Annotated in this window: 17 protein-coding genes and 3 tRNA genes; 6 read left to right on the top strand and 14 right to left on the bottom strand. The window is 63.3% G+C overall.

Features of this window, described 5'->3' with window-relative positions:
* Positions 1-20: 20 nt before the first annotated feature.
* The 3 genes from AB0323_RS01355 to AB0323_RS01345 form a co-directional block, all read right to left on the bottom strand.
* Positions 21-512: a GtrA family protein gene (locus AB0323_RS01355; RefSeq protein WP_366175785.1), complete on the bottom strand. Its 492-nt coding sequence runs from the start codon at positions 510-512 to the stop codon at positions 21-23.
* 12 nt (positions 513-524) lie between these two features.
* A complete protein-coding gene (locus AB0323_RS01350) occupies positions 525-1,379 on the bottom strand; it encodes a fumarylacetoacetate hydrolase family protein (RefSeq protein ID WP_366175784.1) in 855 nt (284 codons plus the stop codon).
* A gap of 97 nt (positions 1,380-1,476) precedes the next feature.
* Positions 1,477-2,145: a DUF1684 domain-containing protein gene (locus AB0323_RS01345; RefSeq protein WP_366175783.1), complete on the bottom strand. Its 669-nt coding sequence runs from the start codon at positions 2,143-2,145 to the stop codon at positions 1,477-1,479.
* A gap of 116 nt (positions 2,146-2,261) precedes the next feature.
* On the opposite strand from AB0323_RS01345, the gene AB0323_RS01340 reads away from it, so the two are divergent.
* Both AB0323_RS01340 and AB0323_RS01335 read left to right on the top strand, forming a co-directional pair.
* Positions 2,262-3,077, top strand: a complete 816-nt coding sequence (locus AB0323_RS01340) for a hypothetical protein (RefSeq protein WP_366175782.1) — start codon at positions 2,262-2,264, stop codon at positions 3,075-3,077.
* A gap of 80 nt (positions 3,078-3,157) precedes the next feature.
* Positions 3,158-3,964 (top strand): transglutaminase family protein, encoded by an 807-nt coding sequence (locus AB0323_RS01335; protein ID WP_366175781.1) that lies wholly within the window; start codon positions 3,158-3,160, stop codon positions 3,962-3,964.
* On the opposite strand, the gene AB0323_RS01330 is transcribed toward AB0323_RS01335, so the two are convergent.
* The 7 genes from AB0323_RS01330 to bcp form a co-directional block, all read right to left on the bottom strand.
* Positions 3,961-4,440 carry a MarR family winged helix-turn-helix transcriptional regulator gene (locus AB0323_RS01330; protein WP_366175780.1) on the bottom strand — a complete coding sequence of 160 codons (480 nt, stop codon included), beginning with the start codon at positions 4,438-4,440 and terminating at the stop codon, positions 3,961-3,963. The genes AB0323_RS01335 and AB0323_RS01330 overlap by 4 nt on opposite strands.
* The gene (locus tag AB0323_RS01325; RefSeq protein WP_366175779.1) at positions 4,437-5,567 is read right to left on the bottom strand and encodes an LLM class flavin-dependent oxidoreductase; all 1,131 of its coding nucleotides are present in this window, start codon (positions 5,565-5,567) and stop codon (positions 4,437-4,439) included. The genes AB0323_RS01330 and AB0323_RS01325 overlap by 4 nt, the downstream gene beginning before the upstream one ends.
* 128 nt (positions 5,568-5,695) lie before the next feature.
* Entirely contained in the window at positions 5,696-8,920 is a 3,225-nt protein-coding gene (locus AB0323_RS01320) for an efflux RND transporter permease subunit (protein WP_366175778.1), read from the bottom strand.
* Between the two features lie 64 nt (positions 8,921-8,984).
* Positions 8,985-10,490 (bottom strand): malate:quinone oxidoreductase, encoded by a 1,506-nt coding sequence (locus AB0323_RS01315; protein ID WP_366175777.1) that lies wholly within the window; start codon positions 10,488-10,490, stop codon positions 8,985-8,987.
* A 79-nt stretch (positions 10,491-10,569) separates the two neighbouring features.
* Positions 10,570-12,237 (bottom strand): ABC transporter substrate-binding protein, encoded by a 1,668-nt coding sequence (locus AB0323_RS01310; RefSeq protein ID WP_366175776.1) that lies wholly within the window; start codon positions 12,235-12,237, stop codon positions 10,570-10,572.
* 133 nt (positions 12,238-12,370) lie between these two features.
* Positions 12,371-12,452, bottom strand: a tRNA-Leu gene (locus AB0323_RS01305).
* 118 nt (positions 12,453-12,570) lie between these two features.
* On the bottom strand, positions 12,571-13,044 hold the full coding sequence (gene bcp, locus AB0323_RS01300; RefSeq protein ID WP_366175775.1) for a thioredoxin-dependent thiol peroxidase: 474 nt from the start codon (positions 13,042-13,044) through the stop codon (positions 12,571-12,573).
* 117 nt (positions 13,045-13,161) lie between these two features.
* Between bcp and AB0323_RS01295 the strand changes: the two genes are divergently transcribed.
* A complete protein-coding gene (locus AB0323_RS01295; RefSeq protein ID WP_364533839.1) occupies positions 13,162-13,638 on the top strand; it encodes a MarR family transcriptional regulator in 477 nt (158 codons plus the stop codon).
* Between the two features lie 117 nt (positions 13,639-13,755).
* Here AB0323_RS01295 and AB0323_RS01290 read toward each other — a convergent pair.
* From AB0323_RS01290 to AB0323_RS01275, 4 genes are all read right to left on the bottom strand, one after another.
* A tRNA-Lys gene (locus AB0323_RS01290) sits at positions 13,756-13,831 on the bottom strand.
* Between the two features lie 70 nt (positions 13,832-13,901).
* Positions 13,902-13,977, bottom strand: a tRNA-Lys gene (locus AB0323_RS01285).
* A 113-nt stretch (positions 13,978-14,090) separates the two neighbouring features.
* A complete protein-coding gene (locus AB0323_RS01280) occupies positions 14,091-15,197 on the bottom strand; it encodes a PQQ-dependent sugar dehydrogenase (RefSeq protein ID WP_366175774.1) in 1,107 nt (368 codons plus the stop codon).
* 57 nt (positions 15,198-15,254) lie between these two features.
* A complete protein-coding gene (locus AB0323_RS01275; RefSeq protein ID WP_366175773.1) occupies positions 15,255-16,235 on the bottom strand; it encodes a hypothetical protein in 981 nt (326 codons plus the stop codon).
* Between the two features lie 276 nt (positions 16,236-16,511).
* Between AB0323_RS01275 and ilvD the strand changes: the two genes are divergently transcribed.
* The 3 genes from ilvD to ilvN all read left to right on the top strand — a co-directional run bounded on the left by ilvD (position 16,512) and on the right by ilvN (position 21,056).
* On the top strand, positions 16,512-18,233 hold the full coding sequence (ilvD, locus tag AB0323_RS01270; protein WP_366175772.1) for a dihydroxy-acid dehydratase: 1,722 nt from the start codon (positions 16,512-16,514) through the stop codon (positions 18,231-18,233).
* Positions 18,234-18,639: 406 nt separating this feature from the next.
* Entirely contained in the window at positions 18,640-20,541 is a 1,902-nt protein-coding gene (locus AB0323_RS01265; RefSeq protein ID WP_364538042.1) for an acetolactate synthase large subunit, read from the top strand.
* A gap of 2 nt (positions 20,542-20,543) precedes the next feature.
* A complete protein-coding gene (ilvN, locus tag AB0323_RS01260; protein WP_028264679.1) occupies positions 20,544-21,056 on the top strand; it encodes an acetolactate synthase small subunit in 513 nt (170 codons plus the stop codon).
* Positions 21,057-21,100: the final 44 nt, after the last annotated feature.

The following is a 21,100-nucleotide window of genomic DNA, read 5'->3' as shown; positions in this document are numbered from 1 at the left end:
GTTGGGAAACCGGCAGTCAATCAAACGTGGCGGGCCCTGCGGAAAATCCAGTGCCGCAGCATCGTGAACCGCACGGCCGTCGCGACGAACCCGGACAGCGTGGTGGTCCAGAGGTCCTCGGCGAGGGTGGCTTCGGGCCTGAACGCATGCAGCACGCCCAGGCTCCCGCCCGTGATGACCAGCGCCACGGCGATCACGATCAGCCCGTTCAGGTGGTCCCGTGTTCTTTTCCGGTTGCCGCTGATCTTGAAGGTCAACCGCCGGTTCAGGGCCGTGTTCATGAGAGAGGTGATGATCAGGGCCGCGGCGTTGGCAGGTTGGGGTCCCATCCACGGCCGGAAAAGCGCGTACAGCGCCAGGGAGGTAACGGTACAGATGATCCCGACGCCGGTGAAACGGATGAGCTGCCTGACTACCGGATAGCGCAGCACGCCTTTGCGGCGCGTGCCTGTGTATGGCCTGTAAAGGGACGTCTGCCGCGTCTCAATGGCCGGCACGGCAGGAGGCTCCATGCCCCAAGCCTGTCATATCAAGCTGGGAATTTTCTCCCAAGACGCTGCGACAACGGGGTTGCTGAGCTCTCCAATGCCCTCAATCCGGCAGGTTACAAGGTCTCCAGGCTCGATCCTGGCGCACTCGGCAGGGAAGCCCGTGAGGACCAGGTCGCCGGGGTGCAAGGTCATGAACGAGGTCAGGTAGACAAGGATCTCGTCCACTTTCCATCCGAGATCCGCGGTGCTGGCCGAGCGCAATTCCCTGCCGTTGTGCACGATGCCGATCGAAAGATCGCCGTCATTGAGGTCCGTGACGATCCACGGTCCCGCAGGAGTGAACGTGTCCTGGCTTTTCGCGCTGATCCACAGTTCGTCGGTCTTTTGCAGGTCCCTCGCCGAGACGTCGTTGCCGATCGTGAAACCGAGGATGGCGTCGCGGGCGTTATCGAGTGTGAGGCCACGGACCTTGCGGCCGACGACGACGGTCAGTTCCGCTTCGGGGTCTACGTAGCCGACGTCGGAGGCGAGTTCGATGGCGTCACCCGGTCCGATGACACTTGTGGCGGCCTTGTGGAACGCCTGCGCGGGCAGGTCACGGCCCGGCTGGCCGGTGTTGTGCGCCATGCCGAACACGTTGGCGGGAACAGAGGGCGCCAGGAACGTGAACGCATCCTCGGAAACCTCGGCGCCTCCAACCCACCCGGGCCGCCCGGCACTTCTGCCATTTGCCGGCGAGCCGGGGAATGGGCTGTCCACCACAGTCCAGTTCCGGCCTTCTGCGGAAGCGAAGTCGGCGGCGTCGTTTGCGACGAAGAAGTGTTCGTCCGGTGAGATGGGCGAGAGCGGGCGGACGCGGGCGATCCGGCGTGGACGTGAGGAAGTCATGAAGACATCCTACGTCCTTGCGCCTATTCGGACGGCCCTGTTCGGACGGATCTGTTTGGACGGCCCGGCTCGGACGGATCTGCTTGGACGGCCCGGTTTAGACGGGCAGGTAGAGCTCGCCCACAGGGATATCCGCGGCCAGGCGATTCGCCGGCCCGGCCAGGGGGCACGCCCAGGCCTCGTTGTAGGCGCAGGACGGGTTGTAGGCGAAATTGAAGTCGAGCACGAACTCCTGTTGCCCGGATCCCCGAAGGCCGTGGAAGGCTCCCTTGATGGTGTCCAACAAGTACCGTCCTGCGCCGTAGCTTCCACCCGGTTTGCCGGCGGTGGCGTCGCGGAAGGGCACAAAGATACCGCCGCCGTAGCTGCGCAGCCGCCACACGGCCAATGAGCCAAGCTCGTCGAGGTCGAAGGTGCCGATTCGGACAAACGGCACCACGCCGTCGGTTCCGGTCTGGACGTTCATCTCCTGGCCCGCGCCTTCCGGGGAAAGGGCGGCATAGCGGCGAAACCGGGAATCGTAGTCCGCGGTGCGCAGGCCCGAGAAAGCCTGCTTGCTGGCGGGAGTCAGTGCAGAGGCCGGATGGGTTCCGAACATGCGGTCCCGTTCCTGGCGCCAGTAGACATGGGCCTGGAAAGGATCGTCCATCGCAATCTTGCGGACGTCGTCGTACAGGGCAAAGGTGCGCAAGCGCCAGTCTGCGATGTCCACGGCGGAGATGTCCGCCACATTGTTTTCGTCCTCATCAAGCTGATCGGGAGCCATGCGTCCAGCCTAGTCCTACGACGCGGGCCGAAGCGGCGTGCATCGGCCGGGTTTGTGCGTGCGAAACGCCGATCCGGACGGACGGGCGGCGGCCCGGCGCCGCTAGGCTGGTGCGCATGAGAGCAAAGCGGATCCCGTTGAAGTTTTCAATCGTCGTCCTCGGCGCGCTCATCGTGGTCGCCACGGCCGGCTGTAGTTCCGAGGGCAAGGGCGGACCCGTCTGGACTGCCGGGTCCAACAGTGCGGCACCCGGGAGCGCGACGCCGTCGGGCTCCAGTACGGCCCCGCCGTCGGGCGGCTCCACCGCTTCGGGGAGCCCCTCCGCACGAAGTACGGCGACGGCGGGAGCAACCGCGGCGGCGTGGAAGACCTACTCGGATGCGGCCAAGAAGGTCAGCTTCGACCTTCCCAGTGACTGGATTGCGCAATCGGTCACGCCTGACGCAGGTTCGATGCCGGGCGCCCTGAAGATCGAGGTCAAAGACGCCAAGGGCGGGTATCTGGCGACCCTGCACACGGGACTGCCCTCGGCGAGTCCAGCCGACTGCAATCCGGCCGCCAAGCGTCCCTACGTGGTGGTAAGCAGCGTGCCCATTGACCTTCCCCATGCGGACGGTGATTCCACGATCCCCCCACATGTGGTGTTCCGGGTCATCCAAGGGTATAAATTCTTCGGTTCGTACGGCATCACCAACTTGGTGGCCGGATCCGATGGCCAGGCCTGCCAGCTACGGAACGTTGTGGTGGGGCCGGCAGGAAAGGGCAACTACTACTTCGGGGATATGGCTGCCGTGCATGCCTTCGCGACGGACGAAGTGGTTGCTCCCGCGAAGTCCTTTGACACCTTGGACCAAGCCGCCAAGTACGTTGACCAGAGTTCGGAATTCGCCAACGTCCAGCGGATGCTATTGTCTCTGAAGGTCAATCTGTAGAACCACGATTGACAGACACACTCGTCGGCGCCAACTCCGCATTCTTAATGGGTTGTCCAGCCGCAACACTCCGGAGATCCATGGAACGCAACGTTGCTGCCCAGCTCGTTTTCAAGACCGTCGCCAACACCAAAGTGGCCATGGCAATAGCCGTGGCCAGCAATCCCGGCTATGCGTCGTTGACCGAAGAGTTGTCAGTCACGGTGGAAGGCGAAGCTGTTCCGCTCACCGAGCTGACGGACCATCACGGTGGACGTTTCCAGTACATGGAGTTCGCCGAACCCAGCGAGGTAACTGTTGATTACCGCGCCTCGGTGGAGGGTTTTGGTGCCCCCGATGAGTCCTCCCGGATGGAGCTCATCCGCTATGTGCGGCCCAGCCGCTATGCCGAATCCGATCGGCTCCTTCCGACGTCGTACGCCGAGTTCGGCGGCCTGCACGGCGAGGAGCTGTTGCACGCAGTCCGGAACTGGGTCCACGACGAGCTGCGGTACGTCAGCGGTTCCTCCCGGGGAACGGATGGAGCGGTGGAAACGCTTCTGCACCGCAAGGGTGTCTGCCGGGACTTCGCCCACCTTGCCATTGCCCTCCTGCGCTCCAAGGACATCCCCGCCCGGCTCGCCGCGGTGTATGCGCCCGGGTTGAGCCCCATGGACTTCCATGCCGTGGCGGAGGCCCACATCGATGGAACGTGGTTTGTGATCGACCCCACCGGCCTGGCTCCGCGCGAATCCATGCTGCGCATCACGGCCGGACGCGATTCCTCCGACACCGCGTTCCTCTCCACGGTGGGCGGCAGCCTGTCGTTGAAGAGCTTGAAGGTCAGCGCGGTGGTGGCCGACGAGCTGCCGGATGAGGATCCGGCGAAGCTCGTCGTCCTCCGCTAGCTTTCGCGCGGCTGCTTGTGTGCGACGAACGCCTGCAGTTTCTCCGTCAGGCGCAGAAGCTCACGCTGCTCCTCGGCCGTAAGGGCCGGAGCCACAAGTTCGGCAATGTCGCGGATGTGCTCGCGTCCGATCTCTTTCTGTAGTTCCTGCCCGGCCGCGGTAAGCCCCAGCAGGATCCCGCGGCCGTCGTCGGGGGCGATGCTGCGCTCGACGAGCCCGCGCTTCTCCAGCCTGTCAACCAGCCGGCTCAGGCTGGATTGGCTGAGCAGGACGTGATCGTTGATTTCGTTCAGCCTCAGCTTGCCCGTGGGGCAGCGGGAAAGAGTGAACAGGACGTCGTACTCCTTGATAGGCAGCTTCTTGAACGCCTGCCCGGACTGGAGGCGGCGCATCACCGCCACCTGGGAGCGGAACAAGGACTCCCAGGTTTCGGCGGCGAGGCGCACGGCGGACGAGGTGGGCGCTTTGGTGGTCACGGGTTCCCCCCTGCGCCGTCGCTGACAACATCGGCAACGGCCTCAGCGGCCGAGGCAACGGACGCTGCCACGCGGGATGCGTGGGTGGGCGCGTCAGGTACGTGGGCCGGTTTGCGGTCCTCGAATTCCTTGCGCAGGACCGGCAGGACTTCTTCGCCGAAGAGGTCCAGTTGCTCCAGGACGGTCTTGAGCGGCAGGCCGGCGTGGTCCACCAGGAACAGTTGACGCTGGTAGTCGCCGAAGTACTCGCGGAAGGTCAGGGTCTTTTCGATGACTTCCTGCGGACTGCCGACGGTCAGCGGCGTCTGGGACGTGAAGTCCTCGAGCGAGGGCCCGTGGCCGTACACCGGTGCATTGTCGAAGTAGGGGCGGAACTCCTTCACGGCGTCCTGGGAGTTCTTGCGCATGAAGAACTGCCCGCCCAGACCCACGATGGCCTGGTCTGCGTTGCCATGGCCGTAGTGCTCATAGCGTTCGCGGTACAGGCCGATCAGCTGCTGGTAGTGCTCCTTGGGCCAGAAGATGTTGTTGGCGAAGAAGCCGTCGCCGTAGTACGCGGCGAGTTCCGCGATCTGCGGGCTGCGGATGGAGCCGTGCCAGACGAAGGGCGCGACGCCGTCGAGCGGGCGGGGCGTGGAGGTGAAGTTCTGCAGCGGGGTGCGGTACTTGCCGCTCCAATTGACGGTGTCCTCATCCCAGAGCCGGCGGAGCAGGGAGTAGTTCTCCACCGCGAGTTCGATCCCGTCCTGGATGTTCTTGCCGAACCAGGGGTAGACCGGAGCGGTGTTGCCGCGGCCCATGATGAGGTCCACGCGGCCATCCGCCAGGTGTTGGAGCATCGCGAAGTCTTCGGCGATCTTGACGGGATCGTTCGTGGTGATCAGCGTGGTGGACGTTGACAGCGTGATGCGTTCGGTCTGCGCTGCGATGTACGCCAGTGTAGTGGTGGGCGACGATGAGAAGAAGGGGCGGTTGTGGTGCTCGCCGATCGCATAGACGTCCATGCCGATCTCTTCGACCTTCTTGGCGATCGCCACGGCGGCCTTGATGCGCTCGTTCTCCGTGGGGGTGTGGCCCGTGGTGGGGTCAGTGGTGATGTCGCTGACGCTGAATACGCCGATCTCCATGATGTGCCTTTCTGCCTGCCCGGTTGATGTCCGGGCTCTGCCAACAGTCTATCCCAAGATAGATGCATTTGCATGTATCACTGCCTGCAACAGGGTACGGCATCATTTTGTTCCCGGTGTGTGCCGCCCTACTCGGCGGGGCTCGAAGCCGATCGGCGCCCGGTGACTTTGGGAATCACGCCGGTGGTCCAGTCCAGGTGCTCGGCCTCGCCGTGGCCTGCGATGCCGTCCTTCGCGACGTCGGGGCGTTGCATGAGCGCCTTGAGCAGCGCCTTCCTCTCCCGCCGGCCTTCGACCAGTTTGTAAAGGACAGGCACAAGGACGAGCGTCAACGCCGTGGACGAAACCAGGCCGCCGATGACCACGATCGCGAGCGGCCGGGAAATGAACCCGCCGCCTCCCGTGAGGCCCAAAGCCATGGGCGTGAGGGCGAATACGGTAGCAAGTGCGGTCATGAGGATAGGGCGCAGCCGTTGCCGGGCGCCGTGGGTGATGGCGTCCGCGACGCTCATTCCGGGGCTGCCATCGTGCGGTTTGCGGTATTGGTTGATGAGGTCGATCAGGACGATCGCATTGGTCACGACGATTCCCACCAGCATCAGCATTCCGATCAGGGAAGGCAGTCCGAGCGGAACGCCCGTGACCAGGAGCAATGCGATGGCGCCCGTCGCCGCGAAAGGCACGGACACCAACAGGATGAGGGGCTGGATGAGGGACTTGAACGCGGCCACCATGATGACATAGACAATGGCGACGGCGGCCAGGAGCGCGAGGCCGAGCTGCCGGAACGAGTCGGCCTGCTGGGTCGTGGCCCCGCCGATCGTGGCGGTAACGCCTGCCGGCAGCTGCACCGCGGCCAGCCGGGCAGTGACTGCCGTGCTGACGGCGCCAAGGTTGGAGCCCGACGGCGTGACGGTCACCTTCGCGCTCCGCTGGCCGTTGCTGCTGGTGATGGAGACCGGGGTGTCTACCTGGTCTACGGAAGCGATGCTTGACAGCGGAACAGGCCCGGCCGGCGTCGGGAGATTGATGCCCCTGACATCGGCGATGCTGCTGAAGTGGGTTCCTTCGCCGATCTGTACCGGGAAGTCCGTGGTGTCGATTCGGACTGTGCCCGCGGGGATGGGACTGACCGTGGACGCCAGGACGCCGGCGACTTGTTCTTCGTTCAGTCCGGCGGCGACCGCCTTGGCGCGGTCAACCTTTACCTGGACCACCGACTGGCTGGCATCCAGGTTCGTGGCTACCTCGGCACTCCCGGGCACGCCGTCCATGGCCTTCGCTACGGCGTCGCTCGCAGTCTTGAGATCCGCCGAGTTGGCGGCGTTGATGGTGATGTCCACGCTGGAAGACGTGCCCAGGCCGCCTTGCTGTGCACCAACAGTGACCTTGCTGGGAGCCGAGGCGCCGGCGAGCCGGGACCGGACTGTGTCTTGCAGTTTCTGCTGGTCGGCCTTATCGTCCGTCACCACCGTGAACGTCGAGTTGGAAGCACCACTTGAGGTGAGGGCGGCGAAGCCCGTTTGGGCGTTGCCCGACGTGACCTGGACGTCCTTGATGCCGTCGATCCCGCGGAGGACCGATTCCACCTGCGCGGCGGCGGCGCCGGTCTGTTCCAGGCTGGTGCCGGCAGGAAGGACCTGGCGCACGGTCATGCTGTTCTGGCCGGAGTTGCCGAGCAGGTCCGTGGCGAGCAGGGGGGACATGGCCGCTGTTCCACCCAGTACCAGGACCGCGGCGACGATCGTCATGACCGGGTGCTTCTGGGTCTTGGACAGGATGGGCAGATAGCCGCGTTGCAGGCGGCTGCGTTGCTCTGCCTCGTGCGCCTTGGTTCGGGCGTCCTCCGCTGCGCGCACGTCCTCCGCTGCCGAGGCCGGCGACGGCGACTTGAGGAACCAGTACGCCAGCACCGGAACGATGGTGAGCGACACGAGCAACGAGGACAACAGGGCGATGGTCACCGTCAGGGCGAAGGGCCTGAACAGTTCCCCTGCCAGGTTGCCTACGAAGGCGATCGGCAGGAAGACGGCAACTGTAGTGAGGGTGGACGCCGTGATGGCACCGGCAACTTCCCGGATGGAATTGAGGATCGCCTTGAGCTTGTGCTCACCATAGCTGAGGTGCCGTTTGATGTTCTCGATGACCACGATCGAGTCGTCCACCACCCGGCCGATCGCGATGGTCAACGCGCCGAGCGTGAGGATGTTGAGTGAGTAGTGTGTCGCCGATATTCCGATGAACGTAATCAGGAGCGACAGCGGAATGGATACCGCCGTCACGAGCGTGGAGCGCACGGACATCAGGAACACCAGGATGACTGCCACCGCGAAGCCAAGTCCGAGAAGTCCCTCCGTGGTGAGGTCCTTGATGGATTTTTCGATGTACGGTGCCTGGTCGAATACCGGCGTGAAGTGCGCATTGGAGCCGAGTTCGGCTTCCATCCGGGGAATGGAGTCCTCGACGGCGTGCGAAATGGCGACGGTATCGCCGTCGGGCTTCTTCGTGATGGACAGGGCCAGCGTCGGCTTCCCGTTGGTCCGGGTGATCGAGGTTGCGGCGTCGTCCTTGATGCTCACGTCGGCGACGCCGCCGATCGTGGTTCCGCCCTTGGCGCCGGTGAGCGGCAAGCCCCTGATGACGTCGAGGGAGTCCACCGGGCTGCCGATCTGCAGGGAAAGCGTCCTGCCTTGGTCCTCGATGGTTCCGGCCGGGACCAGCGTCCCGTTGTTCTTGAGGGCATTCGTGAGCGACTGAACCGTGGCGCCGCTTGCGGCCATGGCCTGGGCTTTAGGCTGGATCAGGATGTGCTGGGTTGCACCACCTGTCACGTCGGCGCTGCGGACCCCGTCCAGTTTCTGGAGCCGGGGAACGCTCAAGCGCTGCAGGTCAGTGTTCAGCTCGCTGAGAGGCTTGTCCGAAGACACCGCCAGGTACACGATCGGGAAGTCGCTGATGCTGCCGGCAAAAGACCGGGGCTCGACGTCGGCCGGCAGCACACGCTTGGCGTTGGAGATGGCGCGATCGATCTGGTTGCGGGCACGGTCCAGGTTCGAACCGTACGTGAACACCATGGAGATCTGCGAAACACCGTTCCGCGACGTGGACGTAGTCGATTCCAGGCCCTCGACGCTGTTCAGTGCTGCTTCGAGGGGGCGGCTGAGTTGCTTGTCGACGACTTCCGGGGACGCGCCCGGCATGGCGGTGATCACTGAGATCTGCGGGAACTCGATCGAGGGAATGAGTTCCTGCTTGAGGGAAGACATGGTGATCACGCCGAACACCGCCGCGAAGACGGTGATCAGCGCGATCAGTGCCCTGTTCGCCAATGAAAGCTTTGCCAGACGGAACATTGCACTGTCTCCTGGGATCTACGGTCTGTTTCTTGTCCCGAACCGGCCGCAGCCCGGACGGTTGCTAGTGCTGGACGGCGTCGGCAGGCTCAAGTTGGAGCGAACGGGCAGTGCTCGCTTCCAGCTCGGCCGCAAGTTCCGGGTTGTCGTTCAGTTTGACGCCGTAGCCTGGCATCATTTCCTTGAGCTTGGACTGCCAGCCCTTGAAGTTCTTCGGGAAGGACCGCTGGAGCATCTCGATCATGATCGGGACTGCGGTGGAAGCGCCGGGGGAGGCGCCAAGCAGTGCTCCGATGGAGCCGTCACGAGCCGTGATGACTTCGGTGCCGAACTGCAGCACCCCGCCCTTCTTGGAGTCCTTCTTAATGATCTGCACCCGCTGGCCTGCGGTGATGAGCTCCCAGTTGCCGCCGTCGGCCTGGGGGTAGTACTCGCGGAGGGACTCCACCTTGGCATCGTGGCGCTTGGCGACTTCCTTGATCAGGTACGCAGTCAGGTCCATGTTGTCCTTGGCCACGGCCAGCATCGGGATGATGTTGCTTGGGCGGATGGACAGCGGCAGGTCAAGGTAGCTGCTCGTTTTGAGGAAGTTGGTGGAGAAACCGGCGTACGGGCCGAAAAGCAGGGAACGCTTGCCGCCAACGTAGCGGGTATCAAGGTGCGGCACGGACATCGGGGGGGCGCCCACGGAGGCCTGGCCGTACACCTTGGCGCTGTGCTGGCCGGCAATGGTCTCATCGGTGCAACGGAAGAACTGCCCGGATACCGGGAAACCACCGTAGCCCTTGCTTTCCGGGATGCCCGATGCCTGGAGCAGGTGGAGTGCTCCGCCGCCGGCGCCCACAAAAACGAACTTGGCGTGGATCTGGCCGTGCTCGCCGGAAGCGGGGTGCTTGAGCGAAAGGTCCCAGCCGCCGTCGGAGGCTTTGCTCACATCGGTGACGTTGTGGCCAAAGTTGACTTCAACGCCGTTGGCAGCGAGGTAGCCGGTCAGTTCGCGGGTCAGGGCGCCGAAGTCGACGTCGGTGCCTTCCGCCGCGCGGGTGGCGGCAACGCGCTGCTTGGCGTCGCGGCCCTTGATGATCAGGGGAGCCCACTTGGCGATCTGTTCCTGGTCTTCCGTGTATTCCATGCTGCGGAAGAGCGTGTTGGGTTTGAGCGCCTCGTAGCGGGTCTTGAGGAAGTCTGCGTGCTTGTCGCCGATGACGAAGCTCATGTGCGGAACGGTGTTGATGAAGCCCTTGGGGGAGCCGATCAACTTGTTGTCCACGAGGTGGGACCAGAACTGCCGGGAAAGCTGGAATTGCTCGTTGATGTGGAGGGCCTTGGACGGGTCAACGGAGCCGTCCTTCGCTGCAGGCGAGTAGTTAAGCTCACAGAGCGCTGCGTGCCCGGTTCCCGCGTTGTTCCACGGTCCGGAGCTTTCCAGGCCGGCTTCGTCGAGTCGCTCAAAGAGGGAGATGGTCCAGCTGGGTTCGAGTTGCTTGATGAACGCACCCAGGGTTGCGCTCATGATCCCGCCCCCAATAAGGACGACGTCAGCGTGGTGTGTCTTGGAAATGAAGGTCACGATCTATCTCCGATAGCGGCGGCACTGGCTGTCACAGAATATCCCCGCGTGGGCACATAACTGAAATTGCGGCGGGACGTCAAGACTTCAGGCGAACGTTTGTAAAAACTTCGTTTAAGACAGGCGACGAAGGGTACTTCTCGACGCGGTCGGAAAGGGCCAAAGCCGAGATGGGGAAGGCGATGGGTACAGCCGGAACCGTCGCTGCGATCTGGGCATTGATGGTCTGGTACTGGGAGTTGCGGTCAGCGCCGTCGGGGAGTCCCCGGGCCCGGTCGATCTTTGAGAACACCTGTGGATCGCTGTAGCCGAACTCCCCGTTGTTTTCACCGAAGAGCGTGCCCACGAAGTTGTCCGGATCCGAGTAGCCGCCATTCCAGCCGAGCAAATGGAGCGCATGGTCACCAGGGGATTGGACCTTCTGGAGGTAGCCGTCGTCCCAATTCACGGGTACGGGCTTGATATTCAGTCCGATGGCGGTGAGCTCTGCGCTGATCTCCGCGTAGATCTTCTCCGGAGTGGGAAGGTAGGCGCGTGTGACATTGAGCGGGTAGTAGAACTTGAGTTCCTCGCCCTTGTAGCCGGACTTGGCGAGCAGTTGCTTGGCCTTGTCCGGGTCGTATCCCAAGGACGGTGCGTTGTTGTTGAAGCCGCTCAGCTTGGGGGGAACGAACTGGGTCGCCGGTGACGTGTTGTCGATGAAGAACTTGTGGATGAGGGTGTCTTTGTCGATGGCCATCTCGATTGCCTGGCGCACCCCAAGATTCTGGAGGGGCGCCACCGACTCGTTCATCCCCAGGTACATCACGGAGAACGGATCCCGCTGGACGATCTGCATGCCCTTCTTGACCAGTTGGTCGAAGGTGCCGGCGGTGACGAGGTCGTATCCGTCGATGGTTCCTGCGAGCAGGGCCTGGAGCCGGGCCTGCGGATAGTCGAACGGAATGAAGTTGACCGTGGCTATCTCGCCGCGGTCGCCCCAATAGCCTTTGTAGCTGGTGAGTGTGATGCGGTTTTGGCTCCACGAGGAGAAAACGTAAGGGCCTGTGCCCACGGGGTGGGAGGCGTAGGCCGACGCCGGTTGTCCTGACAGTTTCTTGTCCAGGACGTCGGCCTTGCCGTCGGCCATTGCTTTCGGAGATGACATCGCGAACGCCGGCAGCGTCAAGGCCTGAAGGAAGCCCGTGAAGGGCTTGGCCAGGTTGATTTGGACGTGGTCGGGAGAAACGACCTTGCAGTTCTTGAACAGCGAAAGCGAAGCTTCGTCCGAAAAGGATTTGAAGACGCGCTTGAATGCGATGCCTGGTGCCTGCTGGCGCACGGTCGCGGGGAAGTTGAACCAACGGTTGAAGTTGCTGCAGACGGCCGCGGCGTCAAAGACGGTCCCATCTTGGAAGGTGACTTTCGAGCGCAAGTTAAAGTCGTAGCTGAGTCCGTCATTGCCTTGCGACCAGGAGGTGGCAAGCAGGGGAGTCGGTTGGCCAGTGGATGCGTCGACGCCTACGAGGCCTTCCATCACTTGCCGGGTGATGCGATACGATTCGGAGTCGCTCGTCACGGCAGGATCGAGCCCAAGCGGCATCGACGGGGTGCCAAAGTTGAAGGTCTTGCTTGGCTCTGCCGCAGCGCTGCCCGCAGCCGAGGCCGACGGTGTCGGTCCAGGGCTTACCGTGCACGATGTCAAGGCCACGGCCAGAAGGCCTGCGCCGATTTGTAGCGTGACTCGGCGAAGCTTGCTGCTTACCACTCTTGTCCCCTCAAGGCAGTTGGACGGGCTGGGGCCCGCGGCAGCCGGACCGCAGCCCAGTCTAGTTCAGGGCCCTGAGTCCCGGCTGGAAACAGGAAGTGCCCCGGCCAAGGACCGGGGCACTTCCTGAATGTGCGCAAGGGGGGACTTGAACCCCCACGCCCGAAGGCACAGGAACCTAAATCCTGCGTGTCTGCCAATTTCACCACTCGCGCTGGTGTTTGCTAGCCGGACCGGGATCCAAGGATTCCCGCTCCGGTCATATACCGGCCTCCATTGTACCCGCGGTTTAGCGCGAGCAGTTCCCGCCTCGCCCATGCCACTTAGCGGTGGCTACTTGTCCAGTTTGAGGTCCCTGCGAAGTTTGGCGACATGGCCTGTGGCTCGCACGTTGTATTGCGCCAAGGCCACCTTTCCGTCGGGGTCCACCACAATCGTTGAGCGGATCAACCCTTGGTAGGTACGCCCGTAGTTCTTCTTCTCGCCCCAGGCCGCATAGGCGTCAGCCACGTGGTGCCCTTCGTCGGACAGTAGGGGAAAGGTCAGCGATTCTTCGGCCACAAATTTGCCCAGATCCTTCACGGTGTCCGGCGATATGCCAAGGACGTCGTAGCCGGCAGCCTGAAGGGTTGCGAGGGAATCCCGGAAGTCGCAGGCCTGCTTGGCACATGCCGGCGTGGAAGCCGCGGGGTAGAAGTAGATGACTGTATTGCGGCCGCGGTGCGATGCCAGGCTGACCTCGCGTCCCGTGTGGTCCTTGAGTGTGAAGTCCGGGGCAGTATCGCCTGGAATGAGTCGTTCAGCCATTTGTGCTCCTTGCTAGGTTCGCGATCACTCAGCTTAGTGATGGGCTGGCCGCTTCACGAATTGAACCCTGGACCTGACCTGCGCGCAGCGGTCTATATACTGGCCCTTATGCCTGATATGGAACGGTGGCCCACCGGGCGCTTGCTCTCCACGGCGGCGCGACTCGTGGAGCATGCCTGGAATGAGAAACTGCGCGGTATGGAGCTGACCCATGCCGGGGTCATTGTCATGGAAGTACTCGCCGTCAAAGGACCGACCACTCAGTCGATGCTCGCGCAGATCGTCCGGGTCCAGGCACAAACAATGGGGAAGACGCTCACCAGGCTGGAGGCCCACGGCCACGTCAGCCGCGCACGCAGCGTGTCCGACCGCCGGAGCCAGGTGGTCAGTTTGACCGAGGCCGGGGAGCATGCCCTGGGCCTGGCCACGCAATTGGAACGGGAAGTGCTTGCACCTGTGCCCGTGGACACCGCCAAACTGCGGCGGGAGCTCCAGGCACTGGTACGCGAACTGGCGAACAACCATTCGTCGGCTGCTTCTGTAAGCGACATTGTGGCCGCAGTGGATTCGGAACCGGGTGAAGCTTCCAACTAGGCTTCCGCAGGCCGGCCCGCGGCGAAGCCCAGTGGCGAAGCTCCAGCACGCGGCGAAGCCGGCAGAAAAGCAAAAAGATCCCTGGACGGCCATTCAGCCATCCAGGGATCTTCCCTTTGGTGCACCCCCCGGGACTTGAACCCGGAACCCATTGATTAAGAGTCAATTGCTCTGCCAATTGAGCTAGAGGTGCAATTGTTTGTTGCTCGCAACGCAAAGAAATAACCCTTGAGCGGCTGCTGCCGCTCAAGGGTCCTTCCCTTTGGTGCACCCCCCGGGACTTGAACCCGGAACCCATTGATTAAGAGTCAATTGCTCTGCCAATTGAGCTAGAGGTGCATTTGTCGATTTCGATCAGCTGAAGGCTTTTCTTCCCTCGTTGATCTCCGCAACGACATGTAACTCTACACGACACTTGCCCAAGTGTGAAATCGGCCCGGGCCTCCTGCGCGTCACTGGGCGGGAGGCTTCAGGACCAGCGCAAAGTCAGGGTTTTCGTTGTTGCTGAGGACCCAAAGAGTGCCGTCCGGCGCAAGCGAAACGTCCCGTAAACGTCCATAGGCAGCTGTGAGGTATGCCACGGGATTCCCCGCTGTCTTTCCGTTCAGCGGTACCGTCCATAAACGCTGCCCGCGCAGCGCGCACGTGAACGCTGTTCCGTTGACGATTTCCAGCCCGCTCGGCGAGGCATCCGCCGTCGAAGGCCAGACAACCTTGGCATCGATGTAGCCGGTACGGCCGGGCGCCCCGGTCACTTGTGGCCAACCGTAGTTGCCGCCCGCTTCGATGAGGTTGAGTTCGTCGTTGACGTCGGGGCCGAATTCGCTTGCCCATAGCCTTCCGGAACTGTCCCATGCCAGACCCTGCACGTTGCGGTGTCCGTAGCTGTAAACGGGGTTGGCGAACGGGTTGCCCGGCGCGGCTTTCCCCTCGGGGGTCAGCCGCAGGATCTTCCCGCCGAGCGCATTGCGGTCCTGTGCTTGCTCCGGATGCTGGGCATCTCCCGTGCCGACGTAGAGGAACCCGTCGGGGCCGAAACGGATGCGGCCGCCGTTGTGGGTCGAGGCTTTGGGGATGCCTGAGAAGATGACTTCCGGTGTGCCGAGGCTCAGCCGCCCGTCCGCGGCCTGCTCCAGGCGGGTGCGCGAAATCCGGTTGTCCGATTCGGCGGTGAAATATGCGTAAAGCAGACGGTCGCTGGCGAACTCGGGGGAGAGCGCGAGTCCCAGCAGCCCGCCTTCGCCGCCGGGTACGACGCCGGGAAACTCGCCCACCGTCGTGGACCGGTCGTTCCGGACCGATTTGATCAGCTTGGTGTCGCGTTCGGAGATGATGGCAGTTCCGTCGCCGAGGAACACGATGGACCATGGGAGTGTCAGATTCAGGTCAAGCTTCCGAAGCAGCTCCGGTCCATTGCCTTCGGTACGCCCGGGGCTGGGTGCACTCCCTGTGCAGGCGGCTAGCAGCAAAGCCACGAGGAAGGCCACCGCTATCAGAGTCCGGGCAAGCGCAAGGCGGGGCCGGAAAACGCTCCCCGATCCCGCCTTTGCGTGGTTCATTGCTTGTCCTGCTTGCAGGGCCGCTTGCCGCCGCGGATCCTCAGGTCCTTGGGGCCCTCAGCGGCGGTTCCTGCGAGGCGGACGGAATCCGGCTGCCTCGGCGTGGGCGCTCGAAATAAACCAGACCTCGGCCTTGACCTCGTCGTAGGACGGGCTGTCTTCATCGTGGTAGGTCATGGTGTCCGCGTTGCCCTTGACTGTGTAGCCTTCGGGGCCGCTCCCGTCAGCGCCGGCCGCAGCCGAGCCTTCACCGTACGGCTGCTCGGCGGCCAGATGCCCGCCCAGCGGAGACGCGCCCGCGGAATCCTGGGCCAGGGTGGTTGACTCAACAGGCGCCGGGACCGCGTCGGGAGCTCCGGCCCGGTCGTCTTGCACCCCTTCCGCAGCAGCGTCGACTGCTTCCGCCGCGGCTGATTCCGCACCCGGAAGCGTCGGTGCATGGGCGTCCGTGTATTCGCGGTGGTGGACAGGGGCGGGCGCCGCTGGTGCGCCGCCTTCGCTCCAGGTGGCTTCCCACTCGGCACTGTCGGCCGCTGTAACGTCGTCGGCCGTGACGCCCCCCTCAAGTTCCGGCTCGGCAGCGATCGGTGCGGCCGCTTCGGAAACCGCGTCATTGGAAAGCACGGGTTCCGAGAGCGTGGGCTCCTTCAACACGGGTTCTTCCGCAGGGGTTCCGGACGCGGAGGACTCTTCCGGGGCGGCCATTCTGGTCTTGAGGGGAGGGACAGGACCCTCCCAGTCGTCGACGTCGACGCCGTCAGCCTCGGTTGCCGCCTCCGGCTCGGGTTCGGCCTCGGGTTCGGCGGCGCGGGACCCGGCCGGGTCTTGATCGGCGGTCGCGGTTGTAGCGACCAAAGGGGCGGAGCCTGTCAGGGCTGCGGAGGCGATATCCGTTTGCGGTGACGAGGCGGTCGGCGACGGTGAAGCCGGGGCCATGGCGCCCGAGGAAGACGAAGACTTCGCGCTATTGCGGCTCAGGAGCCACCAAACAATCGCGACGATCAACACGATGACGATGACCCAGATCAACCAATCCATGGGAGGAGCCCTTCTGTCTGTTCGAGTGGCGCAGCTGTCGTGATTTGACGTTACGTCCGTGTCACGGGGCTGTCTAGGTTAGTCAATCGATTCGCGGCCGTCAGCGCGTCCGCGTTCCTGTCGGAGGCAACTGCGGCCGGCAACGAGACTGATGTCTCACATATCGAGATGACTGTCCATTATTTGACTGAAATATTGAATGAAATAGCGCTAAATTCGCCTTAACCCGCCGATCATGTTCGTTGGCCACAGCTCAAGAGTCATAGACTCGTGCCCATGAGTGACCACACCCCAATTGCGACAGACAACCAGCCGGACATCAAGCCACGCAGCCGGGTCGTAACGGACGGTATCCATGCCGCCCCCGCGCGAGGCATGTTCCGGGCCGTAGGCATGGGCGATGACGACTTCGCCAAGCCGCAAATCGGCGTCGCGAGCTCGTGGAACGAAATTACGCCTTGCAACCTCTCGCTGAACCGACTCGCCCAGGGCGCCAAGGAAGGCGTTCACGCCGGCGGTGGTTTCCCCATGCAGTTCGGCACCATTTCCGTTTCGGACGGCATTTCCATGGGCCACGAGGGCATGCACTTTTCCCTTGTTTCGCGCGAAGTTATTGCCGACTCCGTGGAAACCGTCATGCAGGCCGAGCGCATTGACGGCTCTGTTTTGCTGGCCGGCTGCGACAAGTCCCTCCCGGGCATGCTGATGGCAGCCGCCCGACTGGATCTCGCCAGCGTCTTCCTTTACGCCGGTTCCATCATGCCGGGCTGGGTCAAGCTCGAGGACGGCTCGGAGAAGGAAGTCACCCTCATCGACGCCTTCGAAGCCGTGGGCGCGTGCGCTGCCGGCAAGATGAGCAGGGGCGACCTGGACCGTATCGAACGCGCGATCTGTCCCGGCGAAGGCGCCTGCGGCGGTATGTACACGGCCAACACCATGGCGTGCATCGGCGAAGCCCTCGGCATGTCCCTGCCGGGCTCGGCCGCCCCGCCCTCGGCAGACCGCCGTCGTGATGACTTTGCCCGCAAGTCCGGGGAGGCAGTGGTCAACCTGCTCCGCCTCGGCATCACCGCCCGGGACATCATGACCAAGAAGGCGTTCGAGAACGCCATCGCCGTCACCATGGCCTTCGGCGGTTCCACCAACGCCGTCCTGCACCTGCTCGCGATCGCCCGTGAAGCCGAGGTCGAACTCACGCTTGACGACTTCAACCGCATCGGCGACAAGATCCCGCACCTGGGCGACCTCAAGCCCTTCGGCCGCTATGTCATGACCGACGTCGACAAGATCGGCGGCGTGCCGGTCATCATGAAGGCACTGCTCGACGCCGGCCTGCTGCACGGCGACTGCCTGACGGTCACGGGCAAGACCCTTGCCGAGAACCTGGCCTCCATCAACCCGCCGGACCTGGACGGCAAGATCCTCCGCGCGCTGGACAACCCGATCCACAAGACCGGCGGCATCACCATCCTGCACGGTTCCATGGCGCCGGAAGGTGCCGTCGTGAAGAGCGCCGGCTTCGACGCCGATGTCTTCGAAGGAACCGCCCGCGTGTTCGAGCGCGAGCAGGGAGCCCTCGACGCTTTGGACAAGGGCGAGATCAAGGCCGGGGACGTCGTCGTGATCCGGTACGAAGGACCCAAGGGCGGCCCGGGCATGCGTGAGATGCTCGCCATCACCGGTGCCATCAAGGGCGCGGGCCTCGGCAAGGACGTGCTCCTGCTGACCGACGGCCGCTTCTCGGGAGGTACCACCGGTCTGTGCATCGGGCACGTTGCGCCCGAAGCCGTCGACGGCGGACCCATCGCCTTCGTCAAGGACGGCGACAAGATCCGCGTGGACATCGCCGCCCGTTCGTTCGACCTCCTGGTGGACGAAGCCGAACTCGAGTCCCGCAAGGTCGGCTGGGAGCCCCTCCAGGCCAAGTTCACCAAGGGCGTCCTCGCCAAGTACGCCAAACTGGTGCACAGCGCCTCCACCGGCGCCTACTGCGGCTGATTCCGGGTTCCGGCCCAACTGGCTCGCACTTGTTGTCGTTTTGACGCCTCATAGCGACAACAACTGCGAGTCAGTTGGGCGGCCGGACATGACCAGCCTGTGGACAACGGAGTCCACATAGTGAGATGACCTCTTCATCGTTTGACACTCATCTCACAAAGAGGGAACACTGAACGCATGATCGCATTCGTTACTGTCGGCGCCACCGTGGGCACTGTCGTACTTACCAAGCGCGTGGCCTCCTAGCCCGACTGGTAACGAACCGTCACGCGCAACCCCTCGAAGAGCCGCAAGGCTGAGGGGTTTTTTTATTTCCCGCAGGGGACCGCGCGAAGCAAGAACCCGCATGACCGCAGTACCCACGCAGTAACTTTCACTAATTGAAGATCCCCAAAGGAAGAGTCCGATGAGCAAAGGATCGCCGATCAGCCCCTCGCTGATGGCTGCAAAGTCCGCTGGAGCCCCCAAGGCTCCGGAAAAGGTCGACCGTACGGCTGACGCCGTCGTCGACAATGCTGCAACTCTCTCTCCTGTACTCGGGCCGAACAACGTTGTACCCCCAACGGTGATGACCGGCTCGGAAGCTATTGTCCGCTCGCTCGAAGAACTCGGCGTGGACGATATTTTTGGTTTGCCCGGTGGCGCGATCCTCCCCACCTATGACCCTTTGATGGCCTCCAAGATGAATCACGTCCTGGTCCGTCACGAACAGGGAGCCGGCCACGCAGCCCAAGGCTACGCCATGGTTACCGGACGGGTTGGCGTCTGCATCGCCACCTCGGGCCCCGGTGCCACCAACCTCGTTACCGCCATCATGGATGCCCACATGGACTCCGTGCCCCTCGTTGCCATTACCGGCCAGGTATCGGCTTCGGTCATTGGCACGGATGCCTTCCAGGAGGCAGACATCGTCGGCATCACCATGCCGATCACCAAGCATTCCTTTCTGGTGACGGATCCCAATGACATTCCGCATGTCATGGCCGAAGCTTTCTACCTTGCGAGCACCGGGCGTCCCGGTCCGGTTTTGGTGGACATCGCCAAGAATGCCCAGCAGGGCACCATGACCTTCTCCTGGCCGCCCAAGATCGATTTGCCGGGTTACCGGCCGGTGGTCCGGGGCCACAACAAGCAGGTGCGCGAGGCTGCCCGGCTGATCGCTGCGGCACGCAAGCCTGTCCTGTATGTCGGGGGCGGTGTGGTGAAGGCGCACGCTTCGGCAGAACTGCGCGAACTCGCAGAGCTGACCGGCGCACCCGTGGTGACCACCCTCATGGCCCGCGGCGTGTTCCCGGATTCCCACCCGCAGCACGTCGGCATGCCCGGCATGCACGGCACGGTTTCCGCGGTCACCGCACTGCAACAGTCCGATCTCCTGATCACCCTCGGCGCTCGCTTCGATGACCGGGTGACTGGTGTCCTCAGCACCTTCGCTCCGCATGCCAAGATCATCCACGCGGACATCGACCCCGCGGAGATTTCGAAGAACCGCACGGCTGACGTTCCGATCGTGGGCTCCGTCAAGGAGATCATTCCGGAGCTGAGCGAGGCCGTCCGTAACGCTTTCGAACAGTCCGGCACCCCGGACCTCGATGGTTGGTGGGCGTTCCTCAACAACCTCCGCGACACCTACCCCCTGGGCTGGACTGAACCGGACGACGGACTCAGTGCCCCCCAGCGGGTCATCGAACGCATTGGTGCGCTCACGGGTCCTGAAGGCATCTACGTTGCAGGCGTTGGCCAGCACCAGATGTGGGCCGCGCAGTTCATCAAGTACGAGCGTCCCCACGCCTGGCTGAACTCCGGCGGTGCCGGCACCATGGGTTATGCCGTGCCGGCAGCCATGGGCGCCAAGGTCGGAGAACCGGACCGCGTGGTCTGGGCGATCGACGGCGACGGCTGCTTCCAGATGACCAACCAGGAACTGGCGACCTGCGCTATCAACAAAATTCCCATCAAGGTTGCCATCATCAACAACTCCTCGCTGGGCATGGTGCGCCAGTGGCAGACCCTCTTCTATGAAGGCCGCTACTCCAACACCGACCTGAACACCGGCCACGACACCGTCCGTATCCCGGACTTCGTCAAGCTGGCAGACGCCTACGGCTGTGCCGCTTTCCGCTGCGACCGGGACGAGGACATCGACGCAACCATCCAGAAGGCCCTGGAAATCAATGACCGTCCCGTGGTCATCGACTTCGTGGTCAGCCCGAACTCCATGGTGTGGCCGATGGTCCCCTCCGGAGTCTCGAACGACCAGATCCAGGTTGCCCGCAACATGACCCCGGAATGGGAAGAGGAGGACTAGCCATGAGCCGCCACACACTGTCCGTTCTGGTCGAAGACAAGCCCGGCGTGCTGACCCGCGTGGCCAGCCTCTTCGCCCGGCGGGCCTTCAACATCAACTCCCTGGCCGTCGGGCCCACCGAGGTCTCCGGGATTTCCCGGATGACCGTCGTCGTCGACGCCGACGGCGACCTCATCGAGCAGGTCACCAAACAGCTCAACAAACTGATCAACGTGATCAAGATTGTCGAGCTGACTTCAGAATCTTCCGTGCAACGTGACCACATCCTGGTCAAGGTACGTGCGGATGCCGCGACACGCCTGCAGGTCACCCAAGCTGCAGACTTGTTCCGTGCCTCAGTGGTTGACGTTTCCACAGACTCGGTGGTCATTGAGGCAACCGGTACCCCGGAAAAGCTTGCAGCGCTGCTTTCAGTGCTTGAGCCGTTCGGCATCCGCGAAATAGTGCAGTCCGGCACCTTGGCCGTTGGGCGGGGATCCCGCTCCATGAGTGACAGGGCTCTGCGCAGCGCTTAGGCACTGTCTTAGGTACTGCGTAGTAGCCCGATACCGAACCACAG

Origin of the sequence: Arthrobacter sp. NPDC080031 (genome assembly GCF_040702485.1) — a bacterium.
Taxonomy (GTDB): Bacteria; Actinomycetota; Actinomycetes; order Actinomycetales; family Micrococcaceae; genus Arthrobacter.
The sequence above is the reverse complement of the archived record's forward strand: the minus strand, read 5'-3'. Positions and strand labels throughout refer to the sequence as shown.